Annotated in this window: 9 protein-coding genes; 3 read left to right on the top strand and 6 right to left on the bottom strand. The window is 45.6% G+C overall.

The window, feature by feature from the left end; genetic code table 11:
• Positions 1–171: 171 nt before the first annotated feature.
• The 4 genes from H8K52_RS18710 to H8K52_RS18695 form a co-directional block, all read right to left on the bottom strand.
• The gene (locus H8K52_RS18710) at positions 172–1491 is read right to left on the bottom strand and encodes a TolC family outer membrane protein (RefSeq protein ID WP_186924436.1); all 1320 of its coding nucleotides are present in this window, start codon (positions 1489–1491) and stop codon (positions 172–174) included.
• A 107-nt stretch (positions 1492–1598) separates the two neighbouring features.
• Positions 1599–1922 carry a rhodanese-like domain-containing protein gene (locus H8K52_RS18705; RefSeq protein WP_186924435.1) on the bottom strand — a complete coding sequence of 108 codons (324 nt, stop codon included), beginning with the start codon at positions 1920–1922 and terminating at the stop codon, positions 1599–1601.
• Positions 1923–1948: 26 nt separating this feature from the next.
• The gene (locus H8K52_RS18700) at positions 1949–2599 is read right to left on the bottom strand and encodes a protein-L-isoaspartate O-methyltransferase family protein (protein WP_186924434.1); all 651 of its coding nucleotides are present in this window, start codon (positions 2597–2599) and stop codon (positions 1949–1951) included.
• A 242-nt stretch (positions 2600–2841) separates the two neighbouring features.
• Positions 2842–3477: a TetR/AcrR family transcriptional regulator gene (locus tag H8K52_RS18695; protein WP_343044253.1), complete on the bottom strand. Its 636-nt coding sequence runs from the start codon at positions 3475–3477 to the stop codon at positions 2842–2844.
• A gap of 150 nt (positions 3478–3627) precedes the next feature.
• Here H8K52_RS18695 and H8K52_RS18690 point away from each other — a divergent pair, with 150 nt between their 5' ends.
• From H8K52_RS18690 to recQ, 3 genes are all read left to right on the top strand, one after another.
• Positions 3628–3891, top strand: coding sequence for a YkgJ family cysteine cluster protein (locus H8K52_RS18690; RefSeq protein ID WP_186924439.1), 264 nt, complete (start codon positions 3628–3630; stop codon positions 3889–3891).
• A 126-nt stretch (positions 3892–4017) separates the two neighbouring features.
• On the top strand, positions 4018–4857 hold the full coding sequence (locus H8K52_RS18685) for an undecaprenyl-diphosphate phosphatase (RefSeq protein ID WP_186924432.1): 840 nt from the start codon (positions 4018–4020) through the stop codon (positions 4855–4857).
• A 20-nt stretch (positions 4858–4877) separates the two neighbouring features.
• The gene (recQ, locus tag H8K52_RS18680; protein WP_186924431.1) at positions 4878–6710 is read left to right on the top strand and encodes a DNA helicase RecQ; all 1833 of its coding nucleotides are present in this window, start codon (positions 4878–4880) and stop codon (positions 6708–6710) included.
• A gap of 21 nt (positions 6711–6731) precedes the next feature.
• Here the strand turns inward: recQ and H8K52_RS18675 are convergent, their stop codons facing one another.
• Both H8K52_RS18675 and H8K52_RS18670 read right to left on the bottom strand, forming a co-directional pair.
• Complete coding sequence (locus H8K52_RS18675; RefSeq protein WP_186924430.1) at positions 6732–8195, bottom strand: hypothetical protein; 1464 nt, start codon at positions 8193–8195, stop codon at positions 6732–6734.
• The gene (locus H8K52_RS18670) at positions 8192–9094 is read right to left on the bottom strand and encodes an ABC transporter ATP-binding protein (RefSeq protein WP_246464682.1); all 903 of its coding nucleotides are present in this window, start codon (positions 9092–9094) and stop codon (positions 8192–8194) included. The genes H8K52_RS18675 and H8K52_RS18670 overlap by 4 nt, the downstream gene beginning before the upstream one ends.
• Between the last annotated feature and the right edge of the window lie 22 nt (positions 9095–9116).

Below are 9116 nucleotides of genomic sequence, written 5' to 3'. Positions count from 1 at the left end.
CATTGAGTCTTCGTTTGAAAAATACGTGGCGAAGTTCTTTTATTTTTAAAGTGCCTACTAGAGACGCAATCATTACCCAATAAAAAACCCCGCTTTTAATAAAAGACGGGGTTTGTCAGCGATCTGACCCGCATTTGGCGGGTTTTTTTATTGAACAACAATCGACCAGACTTATTGCGTCAACAAAGCATTCACTTCTACCAGGTCAGCTTCTTTCAAAGTACCTGCAGCAGCTTTCAAACGCAATCCACTCATGATGGAATCGTAACGCGCTTTAGCTAGACTTTGACGGGTATTTGACAGTTTTTGCTGTGCATTCAACACATCAATATTGATACGCACACCTACCTGGTAACCTAATTTCGTTGAATCGAGAGCTGATTGGCTTGAAATTTCCGCAGCTTCAAACGCTTTAATCTGCGCCAAACCACTGACCACACCGATGTACGATTGACGTGCGCCCTGCGCTGCTGCTCTGCGTGCTGTTTCGAGATCATTGCGTGCTTTATCTTCTAACGCGATTGTTTCACGCACGCGGCTATCTGTTGCAAAGCCACTGAAAATAGGAATCTTAACCGACACGCCTATCGTTGTTGGCTTAGAGACGCCAGATGGAAGCGTGGCCGCAGATGAGCCAGTACTACGCCCGGTCGTCGCGGAGAAATCGACAGTCGGCAAATGCCCTGCGCGACTCTTTTTAATTTCACGCTTTGCAACTTCCAAAGAAACCTCGGACGCCGCTACAGAAAAATTTTGCTTTTCCGCAGATGCCACCCAGTCATTCAGTTGTGCAGGTACTGGCGCGCTCAGCTGCACGCCCTCTTTCAATATAGCCAGATCACCAGCATCTTTACCAATGATTTGGCGAAGTGCTGCACGTTTCACATCCAAATCACCTTGTCCTGCTAATTCTTGCGCAGTGATCAGATCGTATTGTGATTGTGCTTCGTGAGTATCGGTAATAGTTTGCGTTCCCACCTCAAAATTACGTTTAGCGGAAGCGAGCTGTTCTGCCACCGCAACCTTTTGCGCCTGCAGAGTCTTTAAGGTATTTTGCGCACCCAACACGTCAAAATAAGCCTGACTAACGCGCAACATCAAATCTTGTTGCGCTGCTGAAAACTGCAAATCTGCACCTAAAACTGCTAACTTTGATTGCTCGTAGTTTTCCCAAGTCGCCATGTTAAACAAGCTCTGGGTTAACGACAAAGTCATAGAACGACCAGTACTATTACCGGTTGTAGTCGGTCCGACGTCTGGATCAAATTCCGAATGCGTCTTAGTCACACCAGCGCTTAGACCGACATTTGGCAAAAGGCTAGAACGGCCCTGTACAGAACGTTCTTGACCAGCCAATTTAGCTGCACGTGCGCTACCAAACTGTGCGTCATTGACTAAAGCTTCTTTGTAAATTTGCAGCAAATCGCTAGCACCAGCATTTAGGGAAATAAAAGCGGTCGCAATAAAGGTCGCGATAATAGATTTACGCATAACATGCTCCGAAAAAATTAAAAGTCGCCTGCTTGATCTTATCTAAAAAAGCAAAAACGACAACAAATCACTAACACCGAGATCTTTAGCACCACTAAAGACGACTCTTAATATGTGGGCATAGAAGTATCAACTTGCAATGCCCACGCGTGTACTCCACCGGTCAAATTCATAACTTGATTAAAGCCATTTCTCTCAAGGAAATGGGCGACTTGCATACTACGTCCACCATGATGACAAACACAAACGATCTCTGTATCAGGGTCTAACTCGTCTAATCGCAACGGTATGACGGACATTGGTATTAACTGAGCTTGGGCTATATGACAAGTCTCATACTCCCAAGGTTCCCGAACATCTAACAAGATCGGGGCTTTTTTTGTAGAATCAGCCAGCCATTGGGCTAATTCGGGAGCAGTAATGTGTTGCATAGTTAGCTTTTATTTTTATAGCAAAATTATAAAGTGAAAGTCGATACTGGTTCCATCTGAGATAACGCTGGTACCGAAGTTTCAAACAACTGCTTAGTATTAAAAAACAACTCTGATTCACGCGAAACAAGTTGCGCTGTCATCACCGGTGCTTTGCCGCATACGACGAACAACCGACCACCAACATTTAGTTGTTCTTGCAAGTTTTGTGGCACAGATTCTAGAGAACCGGTCACCACAATCACATCAAATGTTGCAAAATTGGAGTTCTTTAAAGCATCGCCCCATTGCACATCAACATTCGTAATGCCATTTTTAGCGATATTTTCTTGTGCCAAATTTTTAACTTCGGCAACAGCTTCCATCACTGTAACGTGACGCGCCTGGTGCGCTAACAAGGCTGCCAAATAGCCACTATCTGCACCAACGACAAGAACGGTATCGGTCTTTTTCGCAGCCACTTCTTGTACGATTCTCGCCTCTAGTTTAGGGGTTAAGGACAGGATACCCGACACCAATGGCAGATTAGTATCAAAAAAAGCCAAACTCTTTTGTTCTTGCGGGAAGAAATTTTCCCGTTTCACCGTTTCCAGCAATGCCAATACTTCTGGAGCACTCACATTAGTAGGACGAATTTGCTGCTCTATCATGTTAAAACGGGCTTGTTCGATATTCATGTTAGTTTCTCGTTGCATTAAATGTAAATATGTCTAAAGCGAATTTGCTTATTTGATGAGGCTAAATCAATGAAATCGCGTTTCACGAAACAAGCAAAAGACGCATTTTATCAAAGCGTTACTGTAAAAGAAGATTTTCCGAAGAGTTTTGCAGCATTCGACGCAGATAAATCAATTTCTCGAGCAAAAAATGCCTATTTCATCATACGCAATTACACAAAAACCATGTTTTACCCAACTTTTTACCTCTCGACCAAAATGCCTCGCAATGCCATGTCGATATAAAATGCCAGAAAAGAACCTAATTTTTCCGACTCCACATGACAAACGCCGCCAGAATGTTTCCACATCATCATCATAATGATTGGTGAAATTAAGATCTTGGGCGCCAATTCCAAATCCATTTCACGAATTTCGCCTCTAGCAATGCCACGCTTCAACATGGTGGTCACCAGCTTTTCACCACGATCAACCACTTCTTCTTGGTAAAATTTTGCAAGCTCAGGGAAATTTCCTGCCTCTGCAGTCATTAATTTCGGCAAACCAGAGAGCTTGGATGCACCAACATTGTCCCACCAGGTTGTCATCACCAGACGAAACAAATCTTCACTACTACCGGTAAATTGTTCAATAACACCTTCGGCTTCGCCTAATAAAGGAACAATAGACTCACGCACAACAGCCTTAAACAATTCCTCTTTGCTGCAAAAATAAAAATACAGAGTGCCCTTTGAAACACCTGCCGATTTCGCGACATCATCCAAACGTGTTGCCGCGAATCCACGAGCAACAAAATGATCCAACGCGGCATCCAACAACTCTTGCGGACGCGCATCTTTGCGTCTTTCCCAGCGTGGCTTAAATGGACATGACATCATGACGAAAAACACTTTAAAATTAACTTACTCAAGAGTCAGTAATGTAAGCTGACAAGCGAAAATGGTCAAGTCAAGATCTCTCGAATCCTATGGCGCCCAAGACATTTCAGATAGAATGCGCTTTTCCGATGAGCCCCTTCCATGAGCACGATGATCTGCCGCACACATTGCGCTGCTTGCTGTATTGCACCTTCGATCAGTAGCCCTATTCCCGGAATGCCTAATGGCAAGCCAGCTGGCGTCGCCTGCGTACAATTAACCAGTGACTTGCGCTGTGCGATTTTTGGCCGAGCAGACCGGCCTGCATGCTGCGCGGGTTTACAGGCATCGTTAGAAATGTGCGGTGAAACAAGGGACTATGCAATTACCTGGCTAAGTCAGCTGGAAACAGCGACAGCACCTTCCCTCCGATAATTCTGCAGATAAGCAGCACAACAATTTGCGGTCTATTTGTGGCACATGCATATGCAATTATCACTGCCAATCACATCGCCACATGATAAGCTTCGTGCCTTCGTTTTTAATTAGCAAGCTTGTACTATGGATTTTTATCTCGCACTCAAAATCATTATCATGGGGATCGTCGAAGGCTTGACGGAATTTTTACCCATTTCATCGACCGGACATCTCATCTTGGCTGGTAGTTTGCTCGATTTCACCGGCGAAAAAGTTAAAGTTTTTGAGATTGTGATTCAAGCTGGGGCGATTTTTGCTGTGTGTTGGGAATACCGAAAAAAAATCATCAATCTCATCACCGGATTAGGCAGCGACATCAAAGCACAGCGTTTCGCATTGCACGTCATCGTGGCATTTTTACCAGCGGCGATACTAGGACTTCTGTTTAGCAAATACATCAAAGCTTACCTGTTTAAACCCGTACCTGTCGCTCTGGCCTTCATTCTAGGCGGGATCTTTATCCTATGGACGGAACGGCGCCATCAACTCAGTGCACAACATCGCGCGCCACAAATCGACAATCTTGACGATATGCGTCTAATCGATGCTCTCAAAATCGGTCTGGCCCAGGCGTTTGCCTTAATTCCCGGCACCAGTCGCTCTGGAGCCTCAATTATCGGTGGTATGTGGTTCGGTATGTCACGGAAAGCGGCCACAGAATTTTCATTTTTTCTGGCCATTCCCACCTTACTTGGGGCGACCGTCTATTCCCTGTATAAAGCACGTAATGAATTATCGAGTGCCGATATTCCGATGTTTAGCCTCGGTACCGTAGCTGCATTTATCTCTGCATTTTTTTGTGTGCGTTGGTTGTTACGTTATGTCAGCACCCATAACTTCAATGCATTTGCCTGGTATCGGATTGCCTTCGGTTGCATGATTTTAATCACAGCCTACACGGGCGCAATCAATTGGGCCGAATAGGATCGTAGGAATAACATTCAATGCAATACGCCACCACGCCTGAACAAGATCAAGCACTGCATTTATTGCAGACCGTTTTTGGGTATCCGGCATTTCGATCACAACAAGGTCAAATTGTGGATCATGTGGTCAAGGGTGGCGATGCTTTAGTATTGATGCCAACCGGTGGCGGCAAATCTTTATGCTATCAAATTCCAGCATTAATCCGCCACGGTGTAGGGATTGTCGTGTCACCGCTGATCGCTTTGATGCAAGATCAAGTTGATGCTCTGGCTGAAGTCGGCGTGCGCGCAGCCTTCCTCAATTCCACACAAAGTTTTGAAGAAGCAATGCGAATCGAACGCCTGATGCGCGAAGGTGAAATCGATATGGTGTATATCGCACCAGAACGCTTGATGACGCAGCGTTGCCTCGAACTACTCAGCGTCACACCACTAGCACTGTTTGCCATTGATGAAGCGCACTGCGTATCGCAATGGGGGCATGATTTCCGTCCCGAATACATCAAGCTCTCTGTGTTGCACGAACGTTTTCCTGATGTGCCGCGCATCGCCTTAACGGCAACTGCGGATCAACAGACGCGTGATGAAATTATTCATCGCCTGCAATTAGAAAATGCGATGCAGTTTGTGTCTTCGTTTGACAGACCAAACATCCGTTATCAGATCGTTGAAAAAGCGAATGGACGCAAACAGTTACTCGATTTCATCAATGCCCAACATAGTGGCGATGCCGGCATCGTTTACTGCCTGTCGCGAAAAAAAGTCGAAGAGACCGCCGAATTTCTCAATGAAAATGGCATCACTGCCCTGCCCTATCATGCGGGCATGGAACAATCTGATCGCTATCGCAATCAAGCCCGTTTCTTGCGCGAAGATGGCATCGTCATGACCGCCACCATCGCTTTTGGCATGGGCATAGATAAACCCGATGTCCGTTTCGTCGCGCATTTAGATTTACCGAAAAGTATCGAAGGCTATTACCAAGAAACTGGCCGCGCTGGTCGCGATGGTGCTAGCGCGAATGCCTGGATGGCTTATGGTCTGCAAGACGTGGTACAACAACGCCGCATGATCGATGAATCGGAAGCCAACGAGACTTTCAAGCGCGTGCAGGGGATTAAGCTCGATGCCATGTTGGGCCTGTGCGAAACCTTAAATTGCCGGCGCGTGCACATTCTTGATTACTTCGGTCAAAGTTCACAGCCTTGCGGTAATTGCGACACCTGCTTATCGCCACCAAGTTCATTTAATGGAACGGTCTCGGCGCAAAAAATTCTCTCCACCATTTATCGTGTCGATCAGCGTTTTGCTGCGGGTCATGTGATTGACGTTATCCGCGGTATTGATACTGAACGGGTCAAACAATGGCGCCATGATCAATTATCAACATACGGCATTGGCTCGGACAAGAGTGAAGCCGAATGGCGCGCACTATTGCGCCAAATGATCGCTCTGGGTTTAGTCTCGGTCGATTACGAAAACTATAGCTCACTCAAGTTAACCGAGAGCTCGCGTGCAGTGCTGCGCGGAGAAACCCAGATACAACTGCGCCAATATAAGAAAGCCGAAAAAGCGGTTAAGCATAAACGTCAATCGGCAAAAGACTTTTCCGAAGCGAACTTATCGAATAGCGAGCAAGCGATCTTTGAACGCTTACGCTGGTGGCGCGTAGAAACCGCAAAGGCGCACAATACCGCCGCCTTCATTATTTTTCACGACAGCACCTTGCGGGAAATCGCCAAAGCCAAGCCACGCTCGCTCGATGATCTGCGCGGTGTGACTGGTGTTGGGGCGAAGAAACTAGAAAGTTATGGCGAGGAATTAGTCAAGTTGATTGCGGAGTTTTTGTAGACCCCGACATCAATCAGTCAGTTAGACAGCACGTCCCACCGGAAACATATTATTCTGCAGGTTCGACTGCATTTTTTTCCACAGCATGATCGAAGTTACCACTAGAACGACGCCGCAGTAACCCCATACTGCCTTAGGTGAAATCGCCAAAGCTAGTCCGCCACCAACTACAAACAACAACACACCAGACAGCAATAATTTCATCAGAGGATGATCATGAACTGATTTCATGTGTCCAAATCGCACGGTCAAACTCAAGCTCAGTGGGAACAAACAGGTAAGAAACAAACTCAGCATCGCTAATTTCATCTCACTCAAATTACCAAATTTCGCTATTAGGCATGCTGCCAATACACTGATACCGTACAGAATAAAAAACTGCTTCGTCAGATATCGCATATAAGTTTTATTTTGCTGTGCGCTATTGCCCAGATTGGGTGCCAGACTTAAGATTGATTGCTCTGCGCGAGTTTGGTATACCGTAAAAAACAGCATCAATACCATCGTGACCGGCAATATCAGAGCCACTAACCCACCAAAACCGACGCCGAATCCAAGTATAAAATCGTATGAATTGCGCATTAGTAAAACCTGTAACAAAGTGACAGCGAAAATGCCCGCGACAAGCAGGCCGAACATTTGGCCTGCAATTGTTGTCCAATGCAAACGAGGGCTAAGGCAAAAGATCAATAATGACGATTTGGACACCGCTCCTTGTCTTTGATGAGCGCGCACATTTTGTTCCATCCATCTGAAAAACAGAGTAGAGAAACCAAGCGTGATTTTATTGTCATTCGATTTTTTACCGTTGATACCGTCTTGAAATGCCAGAGTGCGTTTATGCATTTTGAACAAAGCATCGCCTTTAGCCGAAAACATCCAGTGAATACCGGCGACTAGCATCATAATCATGGTAATGAACAAAAACAGAGAAAATGGTATGCCTAGCACTTCCACCGCCTGATCCAGTTTTTGGTATCCCGCACGTTCAAAAATTCCCGGCAATTGAAAGCTCAAAATCATAGGAACCATCATCCACGGTGAACGTACACTTATTGCAAAAAACAGCATACCTGTGACACAAACAAAAGCAGGCCAAATCGAAAAATGTTTGTCTACAACGAATGAGATCATTGTTATCACGCACGCCGCCAATACAATAGGCAAGGCTATCGCTATTTGCATATATCTTTTTATTCTTGGTATCAAGCCAGCATTCGCAGGGGAATATTGCTGTCCCTGATATTGTGCCAGAATCAAAAACCAAACTACGAAAACGATAACCAGCATGACACCGAGGCTCATCAAAAAGGCATAGAGAAATATTTCAGCACCATACTTCTGACGATTACTCAAAAAAACCAAAAAAGCCAGTAATAGTCCAACAAGAGGGAAAATACTCAAAATCCAATACAAAGACTTCTTGCCATCGAGATTCATACGAGCGTAAATCGGTTGCACCCAAAGATTCAATATCGGCTTCATTTGGTCATCTCAATAAACAAATCTTCCAAACTTAAACGTTCGGTTCGCAGATCGCTGCGGGCAAACAATTCAGCACTTTGCGTGGCATTCCACTGACCAAGCAAGCGAGTATTGCCATCTGCTAAACGACTGGTTTGCAAAATTTTCTGTGGTGCCAGTTGATTGATTAATGGCGTCTCCCCAGTTACCAAGACAGTCACTTCCATCATGTCATCCAACATTTGTTGATGGGCGATTCTGCCATTGGCCAGAAACGCGACTTTCATCGCCACCCTTTCCAGATCTGACAAAATATGGGTGGAAAACAGGATGGTTGTGTTTTGATCGATGACGCTATCGACGATCTCTCGTAAAAAATCTCGACGTCCGGCAGGATCCAAGCTAGCGACTGGTTCATCTAAAATCAATAATTCCGGTTCGTAGGCCAGCGCCCGAATAATCGACAAACGTTGTTTCTGTCCACCCGACAATTGGCTAATCAGTTTATCGGCCGGCAGCGCCCAACGTTCCATCAGAGCCTCTACCTTGGCATCATTCCAACGTGGGTATAGCGCTTTGAAATACGCCAGCATTTGACGCGGGGTCAACCATTCAAATAAGTCACTGTTCTGTGGGACATAGGCAATCTTGGCTTTGGTAGCATCCGACAGTTGGCGTACATCCTCACCAAACAAACGCACTTCACTTTCCGGCTCGACATCACGCAATCCCAGCAAACATTCAATCAATGTCGATTTACCTGCGCCATTACGCCCCAGCAAGCCAACGATACTGCCAGCGTTGATATCCCAATCCAAATTTTTTAATACACGCTGTGGTTTAAACTGCTTACTCAAGCCTTTGATACTGATAACCGCTGGTGCGGTGGGCTGCAAAGTCGTTTGCATAGTGGGCTGCATAATATGTCCTGAATTCTTACTA

Source organism: Affinundibacterium seohonense, from assembly GCF_014284305.1.
Classification (GTDB): Bacteria; Pseudomonadota; Gammaproteobacteria; order Burkholderiales; family Burkholderiaceae_D; genus Undibacterium; species Undibacterium seohonense.
Note: the sequence above shows the minus strand (reverse complement) of the source record. Positions and strands in the feature narration are given on the sequence as shown.